The sequence below is a fragment of the Butyrivibrio sp. NC3005 genome, from assembly GCF_000424545.1.
Taxonomy (GTDB): domain Bacteria; phylum Bacillota; class Clostridia; order Lachnospirales; family Lachnospiraceae; genus Butyrivibrio.
Genome location: NZ_AUKC01000049.1, coordinates 1 through 23,473 on the forward strand (window position 1 = coordinate 1; position 23,473 = coordinate 23,473).

Sequence of the window (23,473 nt, forward strand, 5' to 3'; positions counted from 1 at the left end):
CGGGCGTAGGATATTTGAGAGGAGCTGTCCTTAGTACGAGAGGACCGGGATGGACGGACCGCTGGTGTATCTGCTGCGAAGCCAATCGCATAAGGCAGGGTAGCCAAGTCTGGCAGGGATAAACGCTGAAGGCATCTAAGCGTGAAGCCCCCCTCAAGATGAGATATCCCCCAGAAATGGGTAAGACCCCTTGAAGAGTACAAGGTTGATAGGCATGAGGTGTAAGTGAAGAGATTCACTCAGCTGACATGTACTAATAGGTCGAGGACTTAACCAAGATAGGAAATAGATTGATTAGTTTAGTAATTCAGTGTTCGGTTTTTAGGGAACAGTTTTTAAATTCCATTATTTCATATTTAAAGCATAAATATTTTATTATAGATTTAAAAGACTTCTGCAGTGATGTGGGAGTCTTTTTGCATGATGATTTTTACAAAAAAACGTATTGATACATGCTTTAAATTGTATATTATTGCGATTGACGTAAAAACGTCAAAACGATATAGTATTTTCTTGGGTTAAATTTTATTTTTTTTTATATATGTTAGATTGAGGTACAAAATGTACGGTTTAGTCGTTTTAAGTTCATGCAGTATATATGCAGGAGCAACTTGGCATTATTTTTTAAAAAATAAAAAATTAGCAGAGAAAATAGGCAGGTCTCTACTTGGTGGTATGATGTCATCAGGGTGGCTGTCAGTAATTGTTTTAATAATATCAATGAATTTCCTTTATGAGACTAATCTTTGGAATAATTACTTTTTATCATTCGCATTTATTGTTTTTACTATTTCGTTAATGTATCCAATATTTGTATTATTATATCAGAAGGTCACTGGAATAAAACATTATCTTACTGCGCTTGTTTTGTATTCAAGTTTAACATTGATAGAAAATATAACTTACGTAATGCTTCCGGTAAAAAGTAAGTATCAGTCATTATGCTTTATTGCGGGAGTGATGATATGCTATATTTATAAGCATAAAGATTTTGAATTATTAATAAGTAATCTAGAAGAAATCTCCAATCTGAAATCAAAATCAATTTGCTTATTAATTCATTTGCTAACAATAAGTACCTATATTTATACAATTGGGGTTAGAATAATTCAAACAGCGGATAACCTATCAGGATGGGATCAATTTCAATTTGCAGTATTATTTTGTTCATTTTTTGTATTAACTCTAAGTTTTGTATTTATAAAAGTATTATTAAAGCAAGTTAATATAGGATTTTATAATAAAAATCTCGCTGATTCATTAAGAGACTCCGATGCTAAGGCTTTGGATGCATATTGGACAATGTTACAATCGCAGGAAAATGTAATAGAAGCATTTGCATCAATTCTTGACAGTAAGTCTCGAGAAAGTGGTGGACATGTAAAAAGGGTTGCTTTATATAGTGAAATACTTGCAAAAGAGCTTGGATATTCAAAAGAAGAAGCTGATTTTATTAGAATTGCTTCAATGATGCATGACGTCGGCAAAATTCTCATTCCAAATGAAATTTTGGAAAAACCATCAAAGCTTACTAGTGAAGAGTGGGAAGAGATGAAAATGCACGTTATATATGGTGATCAAATCTTACGTAAAGCAGATGGAAAACTAATGGAAATGGCAAGAAATATTGCAAGAGAACATCATGAGAGATGGGATGGTAAGGGTTATGTACTAGGCTTAAAGGGAAATGAAATTTCTATGGAGGCACAAATCGTTCAGGTTGCAGATGTATTTGATGCCCTTACAAGTAAAAGGAGCTATAAGTCTGCATGGGCAATATCTGAAGCTTTTATAGAGATAATAAGAGGAAAAGGAACACAATTCTCACCTATAGTAGTTGATGCATTTATACGATCTATTTTGAAATTTGCTCAAATTAGAAATATGAATCCAGAAGTTGATTATGATAATTTTATTGATGTATATCAGGAATTATTAATGAAAAAAGCAGCTATCAAGAATGGCAAAGGGAAGATGGAAACTGCATATTTCAATGAAAAATACAGTTCCAGTGTAGAATTGGCTCTCCAGGCGCAATCTATGATAGCTGCAAGTGCGGAATTGTCAAAGGTTGACAATATCAGCAATACTAATAATGTTAAACAAACAAATTATTTACATACGGCAGTATAAGTAATAATCCAGTTGTTAAAGTTTTGAAGGCACCATAAATCTTGTGTATTACATGAGCCTCCCTCAAGCTGATAGCCGTTAGTTGCAAGATTTACCCATTCAAAAGAGATTGGTTTTTCATTATCAAAGAATATAGCACGTACACTGACATCAGCCTTATATGAAGCATTGTTTATGCCTGTAACTTGAAGATAATTATCACCCTTATTTAATTCAAGTTCTATTGAATCATAGGCTGTAGTAGCGTTGGATGAAAGCTTATTACTTGTGATGTCGTATAAATAATTCGGATTTTCAGCCAAATCTTTTTGTTTGAAACTTCCGTAGAGAATAAATTTTTGACCAGCTTCAATCGCTTCGATTGTATCGGTGCATTGAAGTTCATCACCATCTTTTCCATTAGCTTTAAATATGGCCGTAACTTCAATTGGAAAAGAACTATTGTTGATAGCTAATATAACATATCGATTAGAGTGGTTAACACAATCAGGAATTATATATGTGTTTTCGACAGTGACTTCATTGTTGTTAGAAGCAGCATATGAATAGAGAGTGAAATATCGATATTCGGTAAAAATGAGAGAAATAACAATAACAAATATAGAAAGAATCTTTTTCATAGCAACACCCTCCTTTGAATTAGTATTGTTAAAACAACCCTTTTTTATTGTGCACATATAGTATCGGCTTAAAAGGAGTTTTTTTAAAGTTTACAATCGAATAAATGTTTACGAAAAATTATTCGAAAATTTATTTACTTTTTAGCTTGATTTTTCGATAAATTTCGAGATGTAATTAATAAAAGCTTGTCATTGGTTATAAGCAAAAAGCAGATAATCAATAACAAGCTTTTCAATTTGGATTAATAACTAGAAGATACTTTAGAAAATCAAATGATTGCAACACCATTTACATAAAGAGTATAACCATTACTGTTAATGCTAGAAATGTCACCATCAAAAGATGTAATGTAAGTATCAGAAGTGAGTGTCCAAATGCTGTCTTGGTCAATCGTAACATTTACAGTTCCGACTTTTGTTGATACAGAGGATCCTTTAGCATTTGTAATAGTTCCGCTAATGCTTCCATTAAAGTTTGATCCTTTCTTAAGATTAAAATTAAGTGTAGAATTACTTCCAACAAGGATTGTTCCCTCAAGTTTTTGGTTAATAGCATTTAAAGTTGCTATGTTATCAGCACCATCCCATCCGTCATCACAGACAGAAAGAAGTATGTTTTCTGAATCCTTATTTGTGATTTTAACAGATTGTAAAGATATGACTTCTTGTCACTTATATTCAGAAACTCGCATTTACTGCGAGTTTCGTGAGAAGAAAAGTCAAGCGGCAAACTGGTCCAAGGCGAAGCCTTTTCAAATGGCCAGTTTGCGTAGTTTTTGGAACGTAGTGACAAAAATCTATGACTTCTTGCTGAGATTTAGGATAATCATCAGCAAGAATCCTGCTTCGCAGGACAAAATTTGTCTTAACGACAAATTTTGGTCTGGTACGGTTCTTGATTTTCCTGATGAAAACAAGAACCTATAGATTTTTGTCTATTATATTTTATAGCTGAGTTTTGATTGTTTGTAATATTTCATGAGCAGAACTGTTTATAAACGTTGGTTCTTAGATGCTGTCTTTTAGCATCTTATGAACCATTACGTTTATAATCAAGCGAAAGCGCGTCTGCGACGAAATATACAAACATCAAAACGGAACACAAAAAACAAAAATCTATACTTTTTAGCTGATAATTGTATTGTAAAAGCACTACCTAAAAAATACTTAAAAGGATATTGTGAAATGAGTTTAGTATCAGATAGGGAATTTGTGGGATAGCAAAAATAGTGTAAGTAGAATTTCGAAAAAGAAAACATGGTAGCACATTATTAAAAGCGCTACCATGTAAGCATAAGCGGATTATATATTTATATTCAAAATTAAAGTAATATCAATAGAAATAAAATACCAACATGACCAGGTTCAAGTAATACTAATTAATACATTTGTATGTTAATGAATCATAGGTAAAAGTTATATGTTTCCTATACCTGGAATTTAGCAACTTCAACCTGAAGTTCCTGTGCGGATTCTGCAAGCTTTTCGCTAGCGGATGCAATTTCATGCATAGAAGCAGACTGTTCCTGTGAAGATGCAGATACAGTTTCAGTTTCTTCAGAAATAGCACTACTTTGTTCACGAATTGATGAGAATGCATTTTTAACATTATTGGTTTCATTGTTAAGTTGTGAAAGAATATTATTCATTTCACGAGATGAATCAGCAACATTTTCTACCATATCAGCAATTTCATCAAAAATCTGACCGGATTGTTCTACGACTACGGTACCATTCTGAACGTTTTCAAGACCAACTTTCATTGCATTAACGGCATCTTCGGATTTCTTCTGGATACCAGCAATCAAATCTGCAATTTCTCTTGCAGAATCGTTAGACTGAGTTGCAAGCTTTTGAATTTCAGTTGCAACAACAGCAAAACCTTTGCCTGCTTCGCCAGCTCTAGCAGCTTCTATGGAAGCGTTAAGAGATAGAAGATTAGTCTCATTTGCAATTTCAGAAATAGCATCAACGATAGTACCAATCTGATTAACCTGTTCACCTAGTTCTTCGACAGCTTTAGATGTACTAAGAACAGAGCCTTCAATTGTATGCATTTGTTCAACTGCTGTACTAATTTCAGTTTTCCCTTTGTGAGCGGCATTATTAGTATTAGTTACTTTATGTGAAGAATCTTCAATCTGCTCTGAGAATTCGGCCATTCTGTCAACAAAATTTTCTGTAGATGCACCAGCATCCTCAACGGTATTGTTCTGAACACCACAAGACTCAGCTACACTTACAATTGACTGAGCTACTAGATTTGAGGCAAGAGCGCTTTGTTTTGTGTTTTCCGTAAGTTCTTCAGCAGCCTCAGTAACATAAGAGGTGGTATCAGATATTTTCTTTATAAGAGAACGCATATTTTTCTGCAATACGTCCATTGAGCATGCCATTTTACCAATTTCGTCACGTCTTGTCATTATATTTATTTTAATTTTATTATTTGAAGAAGTATCTCTCAAATCTCCATTTGCCATGCGTTCCATTTCAGAAGTGACTCCCTTTATTGGATTTACAATCATACGGCTTATAAATACAGCAATAATGCTCATAATGGCAAAGAGAATAAGCAATACAATAATCTGACTGTTGATATTTCTTAAAAGTGCCTTATTTGCATGAGTCATATAATTATTAGCGATTGTATCAATATGGTCAATCCAAACACCAGTTCCGACAATCCATTTGTATGGAGTGTAAGAAACAGTATAATTTATCTTTGGAAGAGGAGTGGTCTCGTTTGGCTTTGCAAACATAAGAGAAGTGTATCCGCCACCTTCTTTTTTACCATTATTAATCATATCCTGTATGAAATGATTTCCATCTGGATCGGTTAAATCAAGACGTGAAGTACCTTCTATATCACGTCCTAAAAGAACAACATTAATTCCTTCTTCTGTATCAATCCAGAAATATCCATTACCATCGTCATATCTTAATTCTCTAATTCGATCAGCTGCTTGTTTTTTTGCTTCTTCTTCTGTTAAAATGCCGTTTTGTTGCATCTGATAATACTGATCGATTATAGAAATAGCAATCTGAGTCTCATTTTTTAGACTGTCTTTTATATCATTTTCGATTTGTGATCTGTATGCACTAACACTTGAATTGTTATTAGCAATAGTATTTAGAATTGAAAAGATGGATAAACATAAACTAGTAACAAGTACAATTCCTACAATAAAGCTGATAATCAGAATGTAGAGAGAACTAAATCCGTGTTTTCGCATATATGCCTCCTTGAGTTATTCATTCGTCAAAAGTAAACTTGACATTATATGATATAGAATTTGGTTATTCTTAGTAAGAAAGCATAGGTTCTTTTCACCATTAGGAAAATCTATATTTCTTAATTCTATATCACAAGATGACGCAAAAGAAAATAAAATCTATTTTCTATATCGAAAAAGAAAATAGAAACTTTAGAGCAATTAAAAAATGTTTTATTATTTAGAGCTACAATTTTACTTATTGCAAAATTGTAAAAAATCAGAATACATATCTTGGGCATCACTTTCAGAAAGAGTAAGTGCCATACTGCTTAAAACTTCATCTGAAGGGATAGAAAGAATATCATAGGTAGATGTTTCTGTGTTAAAATGTGCGAGTTCGATACTTTCTATAACTCCATCATCGTTTAAAATATACTCGTTGACTCTGCTGATAAGGCGGCTGTTTCCGACAATATCAATATGTATCTCAAATTTAACAAGCTGAAGAATAACGTCTGTATAGTTTCTTGGAAAAATCTTTCCATAAGCAAGACCTATTTTCCAATTTAGTAGTTTCAAGAAAGCTTTAGGCGTTGTTGCACTATGTGTAAAAATAAACATTTCATTCTTGTCAGGGCGGATGCATCCAAGAAGTATGGAAGTACCTTTTATATCATCGACTGAATCGACTATGCATAATCTGACATTACTATTCGGATATTCTTTTATTTCTGATAAAGCTTCAAGATAGATTGCATTTAATAGCTTTTTCTTTCCACATCCTTTTTTTCCTGTAATAACAATATTTTGATGACATCGGATAAGCCATTTGCCTAAGATAAATAGATATTTAGATTGAATACCGCCAAAAAGATCTCGAAGGTCGTTAAGAGCATCTTTGTCATAAGTTTGTTTTTCTGTTTTCATAGTATTCTCACTATCTCCATTTAGATTTTTGGGTAAGTTCCCAAAATGCAACAGCACTTGCTGCAGCGACATTTAAACTATCAACATTGTGAGACATTGGAATTATTACAGTATAATCACTATGTTTAATAGTCTCATCACAAAGCCCGTGCCCTTCATTACCAAGTATTATGGCCAACTTTTTTTCTTTTTTGAGACATTCATCATCAAGGGTTATAGAATCTTTTTTTAGTGCAAGAGATGCAAATTTAAAACCATCGTTTCTAAGCTTCTCCATCGTATCCAAAGGTAGTTTACTGGTATTGCCGTTAGATTCAGATATATAAGTCCAAGGAATTTGGAATACATTACCCATACTAACTCGTATTGATCTTCTTGAAAGTGGGTCACAGCAGCTTTGGGTTAAAAGAACAGCATCGATGTTAAATGCGGCAGCACTTCTAAAGATAGCACCGATATTAGTTGGATTAACAACATTTTCCAATATGGCAATTCTTTTAGTGTTATAGGTAATTTGATCTATCGTAGAAAGTTGCGGTCTATGCATTGCGCATAGCATTCCTCTAGTAAGATTGAAGCCTGAAATTGTCTGCAAAATAGCAGTTTCAGAAACATAAATCGTAACATCTACTTCTAATTCATCAAGTCTATTAAGTATATCGGAACTTTCGTGCTCTTCTAAACATTTTTCATCAATGAGAACAGAAATAGGAACGCATCCATAATTTAGTGCTCGATCTATTACTTTAGGACTTTCAGCTATAAAGATTCCTCCATTTGGTTCAAAAAAATGTTGAAGTTCAGACTCTTTTAGCTTGGTATAGGGAAATAATTCTTTTATATCAAGAGAAGTGATTTTTTTTATAGTTATCATTAATGCTATCTATCTCCTTAATTTTGCAGTGCTTTTGTAACTTGTTTATTATAGCATAAAGAATTGCGGCATAATAATCAGCATAGTCATAGATATAAAGCTTATTAATAATTGATAAAATGTCGATAAAAAAGTAAAGCTACTTATAGTATGTTGAAGAATAGATAGTTTAAGTTACTTTGAAGAATAAACTATTTCAAGAAAGCAAAGGTATTCCTAATGGAAGTTAATAAAGTAAAAAATCAGATTAATCTGCTGAACATGAGTTATGAATCAAGTATTCTAATAGATGATTCTTCGTCAAAATATAACTATGAGGTTGATAGTGAAAAAGAGAAAATATCAGAGGAAAAGAAATCACATATGATGGCAAAAATTGTTGCCAAGTTAAAAATGGGAAAAAAGCTGACCTCAGAAGAGATGGCATTTTTAGAAAAATATAATCCTACATTGTATAAGATTGCCTTACGAGCTCAATTTATTAGAAAACAATTAGAGGAAGAATTTAAGAAAGTTAGAAGTAAAGAGGAGGCTAACAGAGTTGCATTTAATGCATTTTCTTCTATCTCTGACAAAGATCCATCCAAAGAATATATGCATGCTGCTATTGAAAATATAACAAAGCAGTTTCGAATGTCAGGCTTTTATAATAGACTTCCTAATGTATTTGATAAAACATCTAAAAAGGCGGAAAAAGAGAATTTTTTTAGAGCCGATGAGGATAGTGAGAAAGATGATAATAATGATATAAATTTTTTAAAAAATTGGACACCAATTCAGGAAATAATAGATAATATGCCAAAATTCGATACTAAAGCATAGGTTCTTGTTTTCATCAGGAAAATCAAGAACCGTACCAGACCAAAATTTGTCGTTAAGACAAATTTTGTCCTGCAAAGCAGGATTCTTGCTGATGATTATCCTAAATCTCAGCAAGAAGTCATAGGCTCTTGTTTCAATTTCCTATTTTAGCAGGGAGGATGGGCATGGATAATTGCCAATATCTAAATACTGATTTAGAAAAAGATTATATTTTAAAAGGTCTTGCTGCTATGCCTGGAGGCTTTCTGATATATAGGGCAGATGACAAGAAGAAGATTTTATATACTAATCACGCTCTTATTAAAATCTTTGAATGTGATACCAAAGAAGAATTCTATGAGTTAACAGGTGGAACTTTTGAAGGAGTAGTTTATGAGGAAGATTATGCTGTTGTTGATGAAAGTATAAATTTCCAGATAAAAAATGATTCTAATAAATTCGATCAGGTGACCTATAGGATTAAAACAAAAAACGGAAAAATAAAATATGTAGAAGATTATGGAAAATTGTATGATGATCCGATTGAAGGACCATTATTCTATGTTTTTGTATCAGCAATACAGATTAAAAATGATGCGTTGACAGGACTTCCAAACATGAATTATTTCATGGAAAACGCAAATTCAGAACAAAAAAAGATGTTTAAAAGAGGTGAAAAACCTGTTACAATAGCGTTCGATTTAATGGGGATGAAGGGGTTTAATAGTAAGTATGGACATGACAGTGGTGATTCATTGCTCTGTATAGTAGGAAATCTATTACGAAAGCATTTTGGTTTCAATAATTGTGCCAGATTTGGAGAGGATCATTTTTATGTCTATTCAAGCGCTCACAAGATAGAAGAAAAGTTGAATGAATTTATAGTGGATTTACATGAGGCAAATGAAGGAAAAACATTACCGGTTAAAATTGGTATTTGCCGTTTTGATGACAAGCAAACTATAAGTACTATTTGTGATCATGCCAAAATTGCATGTGATTCAAGAATAAATGCGTATGGATCAGGATTTTCCTGGTTTGATGATAAGATGTCTGAAAGCTATATGCGGAAAGAATATATTTTGAGCAATGTGGACCAGGCATTAACAGAAGAATGGATTCATGTTTATTATCAACCTGTTGTTAGAACTCTGACTGGGTTGTTGTGCAGTTGCGAAGCACTAGTAAGATGGATAGACCCAAAACTTGGATTTATATCACCTGGAGAGTTCATTCCTCTTTTGGAAGAAAATGGACTTTCTTATAAAATTGATATGTTTGTGATAAGACGAGTTGCTGGAATGTTAAAAAGGAGAATAAAATCAGGAAAAAAAGTCGTTCCAGTTTCAGTAAACATTTCAAGAACTGATTTCGATTTTTGTGATCCAGTATCTGTTGTTACAGAAGCGGCAGACGAAGCCGGAATAAGAAGAAGTCTTATTTGCATAGAAATTACAGAGACTGCTCTTATGGAAGATAAGGGAATTATTCGTCATGCAATTGATAGATTTCATGAGGCGGGTTTTGATGTTTGGATGGATGATTTTGGAAGTGGATACTCGTCTTTAAATGTATTGAAGAATTATGACTTTGATGAAATAAAAATTGATATGATTTTCCTTAGAGATTTTAACGAAAGATCAAAGGAAATCGTGACAATGGCAGTTAAAATGGCAAAAAAATTAGGAATTCATACTTTAGCAGAAGGTGTGGAGAATGTAGAACATGTAGAATTTTTAAAAAATGTAGGATGTGAGAAGATACAAGGCTATTACTATGGAAAGCCAATGCCAATTGATGAAACTATTGAACATATAAAGCTCAATAGGATTGAATTAGAAACAAAGGAAATAGCAGCTTTTTATGATCAAGTAGGGAAAATAGATATTTTTAATGATAAATCCCTTGCTTTGTTTTTGTATGATAAAGAAAAATTCAAGATAATCTATGAAAATGAAAAGTTCGTAGAACAGAGTATTGATGCAGAGATATTCAACTTTAGTGATATGAAGACTTATTCGATAGAGAATAAAACTCAATACAAAAATATTTTTACATTAGCTAATAAAGCTATGAAAAGCGGAATTCAAGAGAATATGATTTTTGTCACTATGAACCGTTATTTTACACTATCTTTTACACAGGTTGCAGAGTGCAGATATGGAAGTATGCTACTAGCTTCAATTGATGGCACTGTCTTTAGAGGAATGCCGGAATACAGCGAGAATATGGATTATATTCTAAGAAATGTTCTCACTACTTACAACAGTATATATATATTAGATTTTGAAAATGATACCAGAACAGTTGTGACAAGTAATCTTCCTACCGAACGAGTAGGAGATAAAATACACAACCTTAAAAAGTTTTATTATGATTATCCGGTAAGAAATATTGAAGCTTTTGATCTTATTAGGTGGAGAGATTTTATATCTCATGAAAAACTTATTGAAAACTTAAAACACAGAAACTATATAACAGATATTTTTAAAATAAAAAATCCTGATGGGCAGTATGAATGGAATGAGTTTTTGATAGTTGCTTTAGATGATTCAGAAAAAGAGAAATATATTGCCTGTGTTCGTACACTTATAATGACAGAGCGGGAAAATTGTGAAATAGCAAAACGTGTTCTTGGAATTGATTATGATTCCAGATTCGAAGGTTATGAAGGAGATTTATGGAATGCATTTGTAAGAGATTCGAAGATAAGACTATTTTGGAAGAATAAAGAAAGAAGATTTGAAGGAGTAAGTCCAGCATTTTTGGAATACTATGATTTTCCATCTTTGGCATCAGTAGTAGGAAAAACAGACGAGGAAGTTGGATGGCATATTGATGATGCCAATTATTATGATGATGAAATAGAAGTATTAGAAAAAGGCGAGGTAATCAGAAACTCGATAGGACAGAATATAGTTAATGGCCAAATGAGAAACATTGCAGCCAATAAGTTTCCTATTTATCATAAAAACGAAATAATAGGGCTTATGGGATATTTTATTGATATAGATGAGAATAAGGCAATCGTGGATAGTATCTACAAAAGGAGCAATATTGATAATGCAACAGGATTCATGAATGTTCACGGAATGATAGATGCTATAATGCAGATGGATGAGAACTATAGAAAAAATGGTGAAGATTACGTTTTTGTGTCTTTTGAAGTTCCAGAGTATGATTATTTGAAGAAAGATTATGGCGAGCATTTGGTAAAAAAACTTGTAAAAATAACATCTGATAAAACAAGAGAGATTTTTGATTCAACATGCCTGATAAGTAAAACATATGGCTGCAAATTCACAATATGTCAAAGAAATGTTTCTATTTCAGAAATAGAGAAAAAAATGGAACTTTTTACTAGAGAAATTTCTGAAATTAGAGAAATCGATGGTGTAAAATGTTCATTATCATTAAAATACGGAATGGTAAAAGGCTCAGAATCAATGTCAGTCATTGATATTCTGACTATATCCCAAGTTCGAAAGGAACGTGGACATAATGAGGGCAGAATGATTAATGATAAAAATGAGTATTATAAACTTGAAAAGGTATATGATGAAATACCGATACCGTATATTATAGCTAAGCCGGTTTTGACAGAAAATGGCGAAAACGTGGCAGATGTTATAATTGAATATGCAAATAAGAAATATTGCAATTTGGTAGGTGTTAATAAAAAAGATTTGTTAGGCAAAAAATATAGAGACATTTTTCCTTATACAGGGCACAGATGGAAAGAAATATTCAAAAGAGCGCTAAAAGGTGAGTATGTTCATGAACAAGCTTACAGCGGAGCTACGTCCCATTGGCTTGATACTATAACAGTACCTTCTTCTTTACCAGGATGTTGTATTAGCACCTTCTCAATTATAGATAGCGAGAAAAAAGAGAAAGATGAGCTTACGACTGATCGTGCAACGGATGAAGCTGTAATTAAGCTGGCTAAATATTTGTGTAAGGAAAAAAATTATGAAGAAGCTATCAATCATGTCCTAAAAAAACTTGGTGAATATCTAAATGCTGATAGAGTGTATATTTTTGAAAAGCAAGGAGAAGCACTTATCAATACATTTGAGTGGTGTGAAGATGGAGTAAAGCCACAGATTGAAAACAGACAAAGAAAAAATTATCAAGATAGAGCAGTGTGGGATTCTATTTTAGAAAGAGATTCCGGAATTAATTATTCTGATGTTGAAGAGATAAAGACAGTCAATTCAAGAGTGTACAATTATTTAAAAGCAAAGGATATTGCGTGTCTTATGGTAGTACCAATGTATGAGGACCAACACACTATCATTGGCTATCTTGGTGTGGATAATTACGGAAATGATATAAGATTTGACGCTCCTAAGCTAATAAAGGGAATATCAGAATTTGTAGGATCAAGAATATATGTTACTAATTACATGTTAGGTAATTTTTCCAATACATTAGATGAGAGTGTTCAAAACTGGATGGCTGATGATATAAGTATCCGCGTAGCTAAGATTCTGGATGGTAATGTAGATTATGATATTATCATGAATCATGTTTTATCAGAACTTGGATCACAGATACATTCAGACAGGATTAATATTATAGAAATTGATCAGAATTCGTTCAGTATCTCATTTCAGTGGTGTGCTGAAAATATCGAACCTACAAAGGAAATGTTTCAAGATATAGACTATTCAAATTATATGGCAGCAATGGAAAAAATGCTGTTAAAGGATACTTGTATAGTAGTGGATGAATTGGAAATGCTGCGTAGTGACAACAAAATAGCATATTTAACTTTCAAGAGATTAGGCTTTAATAGTTTTATAGCATCACCATTTTACTCAGATGGAAAGCTAATAGGATATATTTGGGTGGATAATTATGATTTGAAAGAGAAAAATTTAGTTAGAAATCTTCTTGAAACAGCATCGTATTTTATAGGTGCAAAGGTCTCTACGCATAGATTCAAAAAAGCAAACAGCTATGATGAACTTACCAAAGTCCTTAATAGAAATGCAATGCTAAGAGCAACTGAAGAGATAGAGAAAAAATCGATAAGTGTAGGAGTCGTATATGCTGATTTGAATGGACTTAAAGCATTAAATGATTCTAAAGGTCATTTTGCTGGCGATTCATTTTTGCAGAAATCAGCCACTATACTATCGCAGGTTTATGGAAGTGACAATGTGTATCGTGTAGGAGGGGATGAATTCGCAGTTCTTGTGCCATATATAGGAGAAGCTGAATTTGCAGAGAAAAATTACAGAATTTCTTCTATATTAAATGAACCTCTCGCACCGCAGTTTGCTCTAGGATATGAATGGTGTAAAGATTCATCAGATTTAAAGAATGTCATGAAGCGAGTAGATAAGAAAATGTATGAGAATAAAGCTTTGTACTATACAAAACATAGTAAAGAGAGCTCTTCTCATAGGTAAAGAAGCCTATGTCATATCCAATAGTTAAACAAGCGAAATGAGAAAATAAAAAACTCTAAATAGCATATGAAAAATAAATGTTTTGACCTTTTCTTATTATCATCATATAATAGGTAGGATTGAAACATTAGTTTTTACCAAAAACTGATGAATATTGTTGTTTAGACGATTTTTTGGTGAAAGAAAGGATTTTTTCATGTGCGGAATAGTTGGTTTTATAGGTAAACGTCAGGCTGCTCCAATTTTGCTTGAAGGTTTGTCTAAGTTAGAGTATAGAGGTTATGATTCTGCTGGTATTGCTGTAAGAAATGGTAAGGCGAAGGCAGAGATTGTTAAAACTGTTGGAAAACTTAAGAATTTAGCAGAAAAAACTGATGACGGCAAAGCTGTAATCGGTAACTGCGGTATAGGTCATACAAGATGGGCAACCCATGGAGGTCCATCTCAGGTTAATGCACATCCACATGTGTCCGGAGTATTAAAGGGACAGGGATCAGGAATTGTAGATTCGAATGTTATTGGTGTGCACAATGGTATTATTGAGAACTACCAGGAATTGAAAGAAAAGCTTTTAAAGAACGGATATGAGTTTTATAGCGAAACTGATACTGAGGTAGCAATCAAACTTATTGATTACTACTACAAGAAATATAAAGTAGGACCTATTGATGCAATTGCAAAAGCAATGGTTAGAATTCGTGGTTCCTATGCTCTTGAGATAATGTTTAGTGATTATCCGGATGAAATCTATGTTGCCAGAAAAGAAAGCCCAATGATTATTGGTATTGCAGATGGTGAAACCTATGTTGCATCCGATGTTCCGGCAATCCTGAATCATACAAGAAGCGTTTATTACATTGATAATAACGAAATGGCAAGACTTCTTCCAGGTAAGGTTGAGTTCTACGATCTTAATGGTGATATTATTGAAAAAGAGCCTGTTGAAATCAAGTATTCTGCTGAAGCTGCTGAGCGTGGTGGCTTTGAGCACTTCATGATTAAGGAAATCCATGAGCAGCCAAAAGTTATTCAGGATACATACAATTCATTTGTAAAGAACGGAAAGATTAGCTTTAAGGATGCGGGTGTAGATGATGAGATTTTGAAGAATGTATCTAATATTACAATTGTTGCTTGCGGTTCTGCATGGCATGTTGGAATGGCAGCTCAGTATGTAATCGAAGATATCGCCAAGATTCCGGTTAGAGTAGAGCTTGCATCTGAGTTCAGATATAGAAAACCGCTTCTTGACAAGAATACACTTGTTGTATGCATTTCTCAGTCAGGTGAAACTGCAGATACACTTGCAGCACTTAGAGAAGCAAAGAATAGAGGCAATAAGACACTTTCAATAGTGAATGTTGTCGGCTCTTCTATTGCGCGTGAGTCTGACTATGTGTTATACACACTGGCTGGTCCTGAAATCTCAGTTGCTACAACAAAGGCATATAGCTGTCAGCTTGTAGTAACATATCTTCTTGCATTAGAGCTTGGAAGAGCGCGTGAGACTATCGATGAAAAGGCATATAAGCAGTATGTAGATGAAATTGCAGGAATTCCTAATTGTATTACAAAGATTTTGGAAGATAAAGAAAGACTTCAGTGGTTTGCTTCTAAGATTGTCAATGCAAAAGATGTATTCTTTATAGGAAGAGGAATTGATTATGCAATCAGTCTTGAAGGAAGTCTTAAGCTTAAAGAAGTCTCTTACATACATTCAGAAGCATATGCTGCTGGTGAATTGAAGCATGGTACAATCAGTCTTATTGAAAATGGAACATTAGTTATAGGTGTACTCGGTCAAGACAAACTTTTCGAGAAAACAATTTCTAATATGGTAGAGTGTAAGTCTAGAGGAGCATATCTTATGGGCGTAACATCATTTGGAAAGTATGAAATTGAAGATATATCCGATTTTGTAACCTATGTTCCTAAAATGGACAGCCATTTTATTGGTTCACTTTTGGTTATTCCGCTTCAGCTACTTGGTTACTATGTATCAGTATCTAAGGGACTTGATGTTGACAAACCAAGAAATCTTGCAAAGAGTGTTACTGTTGAATAAGCCTTTAGAATTAGGACTATTTGGCGTAGATGTAATTATCTTATAATTGCTTATAAAAAATCCTTCAGTTTTGACTGAGGGATTTTTTTATGGAGATTGGCAAAAAATCCATTAAAATAGTATTAAAAAAAGTTTGCATTATGACGAAATAGAGTTTGGATACTATTGTCAATCTATAAACAAATAATAGTAAAGGAAGCAAAGTTATGACTAAATTACAAAAAAGAATTGTAGCAATTATTGTATGCCTTTTGCTAGTTTTTGTTCTATGGCACTTTGGAACAAAGGAGAGCTCAACTGCTTTTGAAGGTACAGCAGATGGATTTGGCGGTGAAGTAAAGGTTGCTGTTACTGTTGATGGCAATACTATTACAGGAATTAATGTTACTGCCGAAAAAGAAACTCCAGAAGTTGGCGGAAAAGCAATTGAAAAATTAAAGGAAAAAGTACTTGCAAATCAGTCAGCAGATATCGATGTTATATCTGGAGCAACATTTAGTTCAACTGCTTTTATCACAGCTCTTAATGCAGCACTTAAAGAAGGAAATGTTACTCTTGCAGGAACAGGCGGAAAAGCAGCTGAAGATGTTGAGAAGACTGTTGATGTTGTCGTTGTAGGTGGCGGCGGAGCTGGAATGACAGCTGCAATTACAGCTGCAGAGGAAGGTAAGAATGTTCTTCTTATTGAGAAGAATGACATTCTTGGCGGAAATACAACAAGAGCAAGCTCTGGTATGAATGCCTGCGAAACACATTATGAGAAAGAACAGGGAGTTGAAGACTCTGTAAAGAGTTTCGTAGAAGATACAATGAAGGGCGGAAAAGAATTAAATGACCCTGCATTGGTACAGTTTCTTGCTGAGAATTCAAGCGCAGCTATCGACTGGCTCGATAAAGAAGGCGCTGAACTTAAAGGACCTCTTACTACAATGGGCGGTTTGAGTGCAAAGAGAACTCACAGACCAGTTGATGAAGAAGGTAATATTACAGCGGTTGGTAACTATCTTGCAAGTCAGTTATCCAAAAAAATGGACGAACTTAAAATTGAAACAATGACAGGAACAGAAGTAAAGTCCATTATCATGGAAAATGATAAAGCATCAGGCGTAATTGCAACAAGTGATGGAAATAACAAGATTACAGTACACGCAAGTGCAGTAATAGTTGCAACTGGTGGTTTTGGTGGAAATATGGACATGGTAGTTAAATATCGTCCAGACCTTAAAGGTTATATTTCTACAAATGTTCCGACAGCATCAGGTGATGCAATCGCATTCCTTGGCGAAGTTGGAGCAGAGTTCATAGATATGGATCAGATTCAGCTTCATCCTACAGTAATACCAACAGATGGAGCGCTCGTTGGTGAAGCTTTAAGAGGCGATGGTGCAATTCTGGTTAATAAAGAAGGTCTTAGATTTACAGATGAAAGAGGAACAAGAGATGCAGTTTCTGCTGCAGAAGTTGCTCAGACAGATGGAAATGTATGGCTTATAGTAAATCAGGAAATGTATGATGTTTCTGCTATTATTCAGAAGCTTGATAAGAAAGGCTATATGGTTAAGGGAGAAACATTGGATGATCTTGCAAAAGCAATGTCATTTGATGATGCAGCTACAAAGAATTTCAAAGATACAATGGCAAAATGGGTAACATACGTTGAGAAAAAAGAAGATCCTGATTTCAATAGAAAGATTGATACAGAGATTACAGATCTTTCCAAGGGAACATACTATGCAGTTAATGTAGGCCCTGGTATTCACCATTGTATGGGCGGTGTTAAGATAGATACAAGTACTCATGTACTTACCAAAGAAGGAAAGCCTATTGCAGGACTTTATGCATGTGGTGAAGTTACAGGCGGTGTTCACGGTGCAAACAGACTTGGCGGAAATGCAGTTGCAGATATAGTAGTATTTGGACGTCAGGCAGGAAAAGTTGCAGTGGAAGAAATGGGTAAATAAACTCGATGCATGTTGAAAATGCATTAAATTAATACATTTTACAAGAGGAGGGATTTATGTACATTTCTATGACAACAATTGATGGCAGCGATTATCAAACGAATGAAATCTGTACATTTTACGGAATTCGTTATGATAAAAGATATAATACAGCCGTTATATCAACTGACCATCAGAAGCATGATTATGTAGTTCCTATGACTGAAACGAAGTATGAACAGATGGTTGATGAGATTGCCATTGTTGCAAAAGAGCATAACCTTTTCTATATGAAAAACGGAGTTATTTTCCGTTGCAGAAAAGGGGAAATCAGGACAGGTGAACCACAAAATGTGACGGTTAGCTACTGATGAAAAATCTTTCCAAAAACATGTAAAAGTGTTAAAATCATACGGAAGTCGATTCGTCGGCTTCCGTATTTTCTTTAAAAATTTTTTTATGGGAGTAAAAATTATGAATAGAAAAAATACCTGGGTTTCTTATACACATGAACAGGAAAAAGCTGCATTTGATTTTGCACAGGATTACAAGAACTTTCTTGATAATGCCAAGACTGAGCGTGAAGCTATTGATGCCATCGTGAATGATATTGAGAAAGAAGGATATGTAGAGCTTTCAAAACTTATCGAAAGCGGAGCAAATCTTAAAGCTGGAGATAAGGTTTATGCTGTATGGATGAATAAGTCCATTGTAATCTTCAAAATTGGTACAGAGTCTTTCGAAAAAGGTATGAACATCCTCGGAGCACATATCGACTCACCAAGACTTGATGTTAAGCAGAATCCACTGTTTGAAGAGGGCGGATTTGCTTATCTTGATACACATTATTATGGTGGAATCAAGAAATATCAGTATGTCGCTATGCCACTTGCACTTCATGGTGTAATTGCTAAAAAGGACGGAAGTATCTGCCAGCTTAACGTTGGTGAAGATGAAGATGATCCAGTATTCTTTATTTCAGATCTTTTGATTCATCTTGCTCAGGATCAGATGCAGAAAAAGGCCGCTGAAGTCATTGAAGGAGAAGCTCTTGATCTTATTGTTGGAAATAAGCCACTTGTAATTGAGTCCTCTTCCAAGAAAGAAAATGAAGAAAAAGATGATACTCTTACAAACGGTCAGCTCTATGCACTTGAGGCAGAAAACAAAGAAGGCGAAGAGAAAAAGAAAGTTAGCGGAGCAATAAAGCGCGGAATTCTTGCTATCTTAAAGGATAATTATGGAATTGAAGAAGATGATTTCATTTCTGCAGAACTTGAAATTGTTCCTGCAGGCAAGGCAAGAGATGCTGGTTTTGACCGTTCTATGGTTCTTGGCTATGGTCAGGATGACAGAGTTTGTGCTTATCCATCTATGAGAGCTATTTTGGAAGCAGATAATCTTAAGAGAACAGGATGTTGTATTTTAGTAGATAAGGAAGAAATTGGTTCTGTAGGTGCTACAGGAATGCGTTCACATTTCTTCGAAAACGCAGTTGCAGAAGTTATGGCTCTTTGTGGACAGTACAGTGATCTTTCACTTCGAAGATGTCTTGCAAATTCAGCAATGCTTTCATCAGATGTAAGCAGCGCGTTTGATCCAAGTTATGCATCGGTATTTGAAAAGAAGAATGTTGCATGCCTTGGAGGTGGAATGGTATTTAACAAATTCACAGGTTCTAGAGGAAAGAGTGGAAGTAACGATGCAAATGCAGAGTTTATTGCAGCTATCCGCAAAGTATTCGATGAGGAAAAAATTAATTTCCAGACAGCAGAACTTGGTAAAGTTGATGTAGGAGGCGGCGGAACAATCGCTTATATCCTCGCACTTTATGGAATGAATGTTATTGATTCCGGTGTTCCGGTACTGAATATGCATGCACCATGGGAAGCAACTTCAAAAGCAGATATTTATGAAGCATATAGAGGATATCTTGCTTTCCTTGAAAAAATTGATTTTTAATCGTTAGTAGTATATTAGAAAGAAATTTAGTTATGTCAGAAGAAATTAAAAAGGAAATTGAAAAAGAAAAAGATGAGATGCTCGGATTAAGAACATCTGATTATTATTTCGATTTACCGCCAGAGTTAATCGCACAGGATCCTCTCGAAGACAGAGCAGCTTCAAGACTTCTTGTGATGGATAAGAATACTGGAGAAATTCAGCATCATATTTTTAAAGATATCATTGATTATCTTGACAAGGGAGATTGTCTTGTACTTAACGATACCAAGGTCATTCCGGCAAGATTGTTGGGAACAAAGGTAGATACAGGTGCAGCAGTAGAGATTCTTCTTCTAAAAAGAAGAGAAAATGATATCTGGGAAACACTTGTTCGACCAGGGAAAAAGCTTCGTACAGGAGCTAAAGTTACTTTTGGTAACGGAGAACTCACTGCTGAAATCGTAAGTGTTCTTGATGATGGAAACAGACTTGTTCAGTTCCATTATGAAGGAATTTTCGAAGAGGTTCTTGATAGACTTGGAGAAATGCCTCTTCCACCTTATATCACGCACAAACTTCAGGACAAAAATATGTACCAGACAGTTTATGCAAAATATGAGGGATCAGCGGCAGCACCTACTGCAGGACTTCATTTTACAACAGATCTTCTTGAAAGAATAAAAGAAAAGGGTATTGATATCGCTTATGTTACTCTTCACGTTGGTCTTGGAACATTCAGACCGGTAAAGGTTGATAATGTCAAAGAACACAAGATGCATACAGAGTGGTATCAGGTAACTGCCGAAGCAGCAGAGAAGATAAACAAGGCAAAAGAAGATGGACATAGAGTAATCTGTGTCGGTACGACCAGCTGTAGAACAATTGAAAGCGCTGCTGATGAAAACGGACATTTGAGTGCCTGTGCAGATAACACATCCATTTTTATTTATCCCGGATATAAGTTTAAGGTTCTAGATTGCCTTATAACAAACTTCCATTTGCCGGAATCAACACTTGTAATGTTAGTTTCAGCCCTTGCGGGTAGAGATCATGTACTTCATGCATATGAAGAAGCCATAAAAGAAAAATATAGATTTTTCTCTTTTGGAGATGCATGTTTCTTTACAGACAAAATGCCTGAAAAATAATCATTTTTAGGAAAATGGGTATAAAAAACATAGATTTTTGTTTTTATATAGTCCGTTTTACTGTTTGTATATTTCGTCGCAGACACGCTTTCGCTTGATTATAAACGTAGTGTTACGTAATGCGCTAAAAAACAGCGCATTACGTAACAACGTTTATAAACAGTTCTGCTCATGAAATATTACAAGCCAATAAAACTAATCTACTAAGTATTAAGAACAAGAACCGTACCAGACCAAAATTTGTCGTCAAGAGAAATATTTGCGCAAATCCTTTTGGCATTTACATATCCATTCCATATTTTTCACAATACATCCAGTAATCGAACAAGTGCTCTTCCTGTAGAGGCGTTCGTTCCGGGCAGTGAAGAGTAATAGAAACAGAAGAGCCTTTTCCTTTTTGAAAAAAGTATAGATGATCTCCGTTTCTCATAGTCACTACCACATAATGTTCAACTTCGAGATATGAATCTATGTTTCTTTTTTTGAGCATTTTGACATCATTGATAGTATAAGGACTCTTATTACGGAAAATCATGTATCCGTCATCAGAAATAGTAATTGGTGCAGATTTCATTCCTTTTCCTGCCGCTGTCCATTCCTCAGTAATTTCAGCTTTTTTGGCTAAATCATTGAACCTTACAACGAAATTATCAATTTTCCACTCGGAAAAGACTTTATCATTGGTGAGTATTGCTTTTGTTAATTCTTTTCTTAATCTGATATAAGGCTGCTCATTAGTAAGTGAGAAGTAAAGATATACATCATCTCCATTTGTCATAGACAAAAGAACGTAGTCGTTTCCATTTTCACTGCCACTTGATATATTATCAACATCATCTAAGGTATAAGGACTTGCATGCATCTTGCTGTTTAAATCTGAAAATAGTAAGTAATTGCTAGGCTCAATCCATACAGAGACATCATCGTCTGGATCGTCTGATGTCACCCACATAACACCTGCCTGTGATTTTTCTGCAGTTCGCATAAAAATGTTAACAAACGTATGTTTATCCATTTTATTTCCTCTTTTATCATGCTGTAAACAAGTATCATATCTGTATCTATATCGGTCAAAAACAAAGTGTGGTTTACCTTCGGATAATAAGTGAAATTTCCTTTTAATAATAGAATGCAGACTATATAATGATAAAGGCAAGTTTTAAACAAGAATAATGCGCAGGGAGATTGAGATGAATATAAAAAAGTTTATTAAAAATGAGCCGGTTCTTATTATTTCAGGAATATTAGCTGTGCTCTCAGCTTTTATAGTTAAACCTTCAAAAGAATATTTAGGATATATTAATTTTAGAACAATTATTCTTCTTTTCTGCCTTATGACAGTAGTTGCAGGAATGAAGAAAGCGGGAGCTTTTGACGCACTTGCAAGGGGAATGCTTACGAGAGTATCATCTGTAAGACAGATAGCAGTAAGTCTTACAATATTGTCTTTCGTACTGGCAATGTTTTTGACAAATGATGTGACACTTATAACAGTAGTACCGTTTACTATATTGGTGCTTGATGAAGTTGGAATTGTATCGCCGCATATTTTGATAATGGAAACAATAGCAGCTAATCTTGGCAGTATGCTGACTCCATTTGGAAACCCGCAAAATCTATATCTTTTTACAAGATACAGTTTCACTATGAACTCGTTTCTTGAATTGATGCTTCCTTATACTGTGTTTTCGTTTATTCTGGTAGTTGTTGCCACATTTTTCTATCCATATAAAGTAGGAAAAAAGCTTGATAGCATAGAAAGTGTCAGCGCTTCTGGAAAAGAACTTAATAAAAAAAATTTTATAATATATTTTGTGTTGTTCATATTGTCCATAGCAACAGTTGCTGGTGTAATACCTGATTATGTACTTCTGGCAATAATTGCAATAACCTGTATAGTACTGGATAAAAAGCTTTTTACAGAGGTGGATTACTCGCTTCTTCTAACATTTGTTTTCTTTTTTATTTTCATTGGAAATATGGGAAATGTCAGTGATATTAAGATATTTTTGGAAAACGAAGTAAATGGTAATGAAGTAATAACATCAATTGCTGCGTCACAGTTTGTAAGTAACGTTCCTTGTGCTATTTTATTATCTAATTTCACAAATGATGGAAACGGACTTGTAATAGGAACTAATCTAGGAGGACTAGGGACACTAATAGCGTCTATGGCAAGCCTTATTACATATAAGATATATCTAACATCAAGTCAGGGACAAAAAGTCGGAACAGTAGCATATATTGGGAAGTTTACAGTATGGAATGTGTTATTTCTGATTATATTGGTTGCATTTTATTATACTTTTTAATCCTAAAAATCAATTAAGTTTCACCTTCCTTTTACCGAAATAATAATTGTATTGCAAAAGCAGTTATCTAGTGA

15 protein-coding genes and 1 rRNA gene are annotated in these 23,473 nt (G+C 34.1%); 11 read left to right on the forward strand and 5 right to left on the reverse strand.

Going from position 1 to position 23,473, the window contains the following annotated elements; all coding sequences use genetic code 11:
- Positions 1-277, forward strand: a 23S ribosomal RNA gene (locus tag G634_RS0112455); the annotation flags it as partial.
- Positions 278-561: 284 nt separating this feature from the next.
- Positions 562-2,133, forward strand: a complete 1,572-nt coding sequence (locus G634_RS20450) for an HD-GYP domain-containing protein (RefSeq protein ID WP_051233948.1) — start codon at positions 562-564, stop codon at positions 2,131-2,133.
- Here the strand turns inward: G634_RS20450 and G634_RS0112465 are convergent.
- Positions 2,112-2,753, reverse strand: a complete 642-nt coding sequence (locus G634_RS0112465; RefSeq protein WP_026505564.1) for a hypothetical protein — start codon at positions 2,751-2,753, stop codon at positions 2,112-2,114. The genes G634_RS20450 and G634_RS0112465 overlap by 22 nt on opposite strands.
- Before the next feature lie 375 nt (positions 2,754-3,128).
- Between G634_RS0112465 and G634_RS21240 the strand changes: the two genes are divergently transcribed.
- On the forward strand, positions 3,129-3,680 hold the full coding sequence (locus tag G634_RS21240) for a hypothetical protein (RefSeq protein ID WP_026505565.1): 552 nt from the start codon (positions 3,129-3,131) through the stop codon (positions 3,678-3,680).
- A 500-nt stretch (positions 3,681-4,180) separates the two neighbouring features.
- Here G634_RS21240 and G634_RS0112475 read toward each other — a convergent pair whose 3' ends face one another.
- From G634_RS0112475 to G634_RS0112485, 3 genes are all read right to left on the reverse strand, one after another.
- Positions 4,181-5,986, reverse strand: a complete 1,806-nt coding sequence (locus G634_RS0112475; protein WP_035799994.1) for a methyl-accepting chemotaxis protein — start codon at positions 5,984-5,986, stop codon at positions 4,181-4,183.
- Positions 5,987-6,220: 234 nt separating this feature from the next.
- Positions 6,221-6,895 carry a hypothetical protein gene (locus G634_RS0112480; RefSeq protein WP_026505567.1) on the reverse strand — a complete coding sequence of 225 codons (675 nt, stop codon included), beginning with the start codon at positions 6,893-6,895 and terminating at the stop codon, positions 6,221-6,223.
- 10 nt (positions 6,896-6,905) lie between these two features.
- The gene (locus G634_RS0112485; RefSeq protein WP_026505568.1) at positions 6,906-7,769 is read right to left on the reverse strand and encodes a TrmH family RNA methyltransferase; all 864 of its coding nucleotides are present in this window, start codon (positions 7,767-7,769) and stop codon (positions 6,906-6,908) included.
- Between the two features lie 219 nt (positions 7,770-7,988).
- Here G634_RS0112485 and G634_RS20455 point away from each other — a divergent pair, with 219 nt between their 5' ends.
- From G634_RS20455 to queA, 7 genes are all read left to right on the forward strand, one after another.
- Positions 7,989-8,591, forward strand: a complete 603-nt coding sequence (locus tag G634_RS20455) for a hypothetical protein (protein WP_051233951.1) — start codon at positions 7,989-7,991, stop codon at positions 8,589-8,591.
- A 164-nt stretch (positions 8,592-8,755) separates the two neighbouring features.
- Positions 8,756-13,990 (forward strand): EAL domain-containing protein, encoded by a 5,235-nt coding sequence (locus G634_RS20460; RefSeq protein ID WP_051233953.1) that lies wholly within the window; start codon positions 8,756-8,758, stop codon positions 13,988-13,990.
- Positions 13,991-14,186: 196 nt separating this feature from the next.
- Entirely contained in the window at positions 14,187-16,055 is a 1,869-nt protein-coding gene (glmS, locus tag G634_RS0112500) for a glutamine--fructose-6-phosphate transaminase (isomerizing) (RefSeq protein ID WP_026505569.1), read from the forward strand.
- A 206-nt stretch (positions 16,056-16,261) separates the two neighbouring features.
- Positions 16,262-18,016 carry a flavocytochrome c gene (locus G634_RS0112505; protein WP_026505570.1) on the forward strand — a complete coding sequence of 585 codons (1,755 nt, stop codon included), beginning with the start codon at positions 16,262-16,264 and terminating at the stop codon, positions 18,014-18,016.
- 56 nt (positions 18,017-18,072) lie between these two features.
- On the forward strand, positions 18,073-18,366 hold the full coding sequence (locus G634_RS0112510) for a hypothetical protein (RefSeq protein ID WP_026505571.1): 294 nt from the start codon (positions 18,073-18,075) through the stop codon (positions 18,364-18,366).
- 103 nt (positions 18,367-18,469) lie between these two features.
- Positions 18,470-19,957 carry an aminopeptidase gene (locus tag G634_RS0112515; RefSeq protein WP_026505572.1) on the forward strand — a complete coding sequence of 496 codons (1,488 nt, stop codon included), beginning with the start codon at positions 18,470-18,472 and terminating at the stop codon, positions 19,955-19,957.
- Between the two features lie 77 nt (positions 19,958-20,034).
- Positions 20,035-21,087, forward strand: a complete 1,053-nt coding sequence (gene queA, locus G634_RS0112520; protein WP_026505573.1) for a tRNA preQ1(34) S-adenosylmethionine ribosyltransferase-isomerase QueA — start codon at positions 20,035-20,037, stop codon at positions 21,085-21,087.
- Between the two features lie 280 nt (positions 21,088-21,367).
- Here the strand turns inward: queA and G634_RS0112525 are convergent, their stop codons facing one another.
- On the reverse strand, positions 21,368-22,102 hold the full coding sequence (locus tag G634_RS0112525) for a hypothetical protein (RefSeq protein WP_026505574.1): 735 nt from the start codon (positions 22,100-22,102) through the stop codon (positions 21,368-21,370).
- Positions 22,103-22,277: 175 nt separating this feature from the next.
- On the opposite strand from G634_RS0112525, the gene G634_RS0112530 reads away from it, so the two are divergent.
- Complete coding sequence (locus G634_RS0112530; protein ID WP_051233955.1) at positions 22,278-23,399, forward strand: SLC13 family permease; 1,122 nt, start codon at positions 22,278-22,280, stop codon at positions 23,397-23,399.
- Positions 23,400-23,473: the final 74 nt, after the last annotated feature.

What these genes read in the sequence shown, in the direction of transcription:
- G634_RS20460 (WP_051233953.1), top strand. Translation starts at nt 8,756, where the DNA reads ATGGATAATTGCCAATATCTAAATACTGATTTAGAAAAAGATTATATT.
- G634_RS0112530 (WP_051233955.1), top strand. Translation starts at nt 22,278, where the DNA reads ATGAATATAAAAAAGTTTATTAAAAATGAGCCGGTTCTTATTATTTCA.
- G634_RS0112465 (WP_026505564.1), bottom strand. Translation starts at nt 2,753, where the DNA reads ATGAAAAAGATTCTTTCTATATTTGTTATTGTTATTTCTCTCATTTTT.
- G634_RS21240 (WP_026505565.1), top strand. Translation starts at nt 3,129, where the DNA reads ATGCTGTCTTGGTCAATCGTAACATTTACAGTTCCGACTTTTGTTGAT.
- G634_RS0112485 (WP_026505568.1), bottom strand. Translation starts at nt 7,769, where the DNA reads ATGATAACTATAAAAAAAATCACTTCTCTTGATATAAAAGAATTATTT.
- queA (WP_026505573.1), top strand. Translation starts at nt 20,035, where the DNA reads ATGCTCGGATTAAGAACATCTGATTATTATTTCGATTTACCGCCAGAG.
- G634_RS20450 (WP_051233948.1), top strand. Translation starts at nt 562, where the DNA reads ATGTACGGTTTAGTCGTTTTAAGTTCATGCAGTATATATGCAGGAGCA.
- G634_RS20455 (WP_051233951.1), top strand. Translation starts at nt 7,989, where the DNA reads ATGGAAGTTAATAAAGTAAAAAATCAGATTAATCTGCTGAACATGAGT.
- G634_RS0112475 (WP_035799994.1), bottom strand. Translation starts at nt 5,986, where the DNA reads ATGCGAAAACACGGATTTAGTTCTCTCTACATTCTGATTATCAGCTTT.
- G634_RS0112525 (WP_026505574.1), bottom strand. Translation starts at nt 22,102, where the DNA reads ATGGATAAACATACGTTTGTTAACATTTTTATGCGAACTGCAGAAAAA.
- glmS (WP_026505569.1), top strand. Translation starts at nt 14,187, where the DNA reads ATGTGCGGAATAGTTGGTTTTATAGGTAAACGTCAGGCTGCTCCAATT.
- G634_RS0112480 (WP_026505567.1), bottom strand. Translation starts at nt 6,895, where the DNA reads ATGAAAACAGAAAAACAAACTTATGACAAAGATGCTCTTAACGACCTT.
- G634_RS0112515 (WP_026505572.1), top strand. Translation starts at nt 18,470, where the DNA reads ATGAATAGAAAAAATACCTGGGTTTCTTATACACATGAACAGGAAAAA.
- G634_RS0112510 (WP_026505571.1), top strand. Translation starts at nt 18,073, where the DNA reads ATGTACATTTCTATGACAACAATTGATGGCAGCGATTATCAAACGAAT.
- G634_RS0112505 (WP_026505570.1), top strand. Translation starts at nt 16,262, where the DNA reads ATGACTAAATTACAAAAAAGAATTGTAGCAATTATTGTATGCCTTTTG.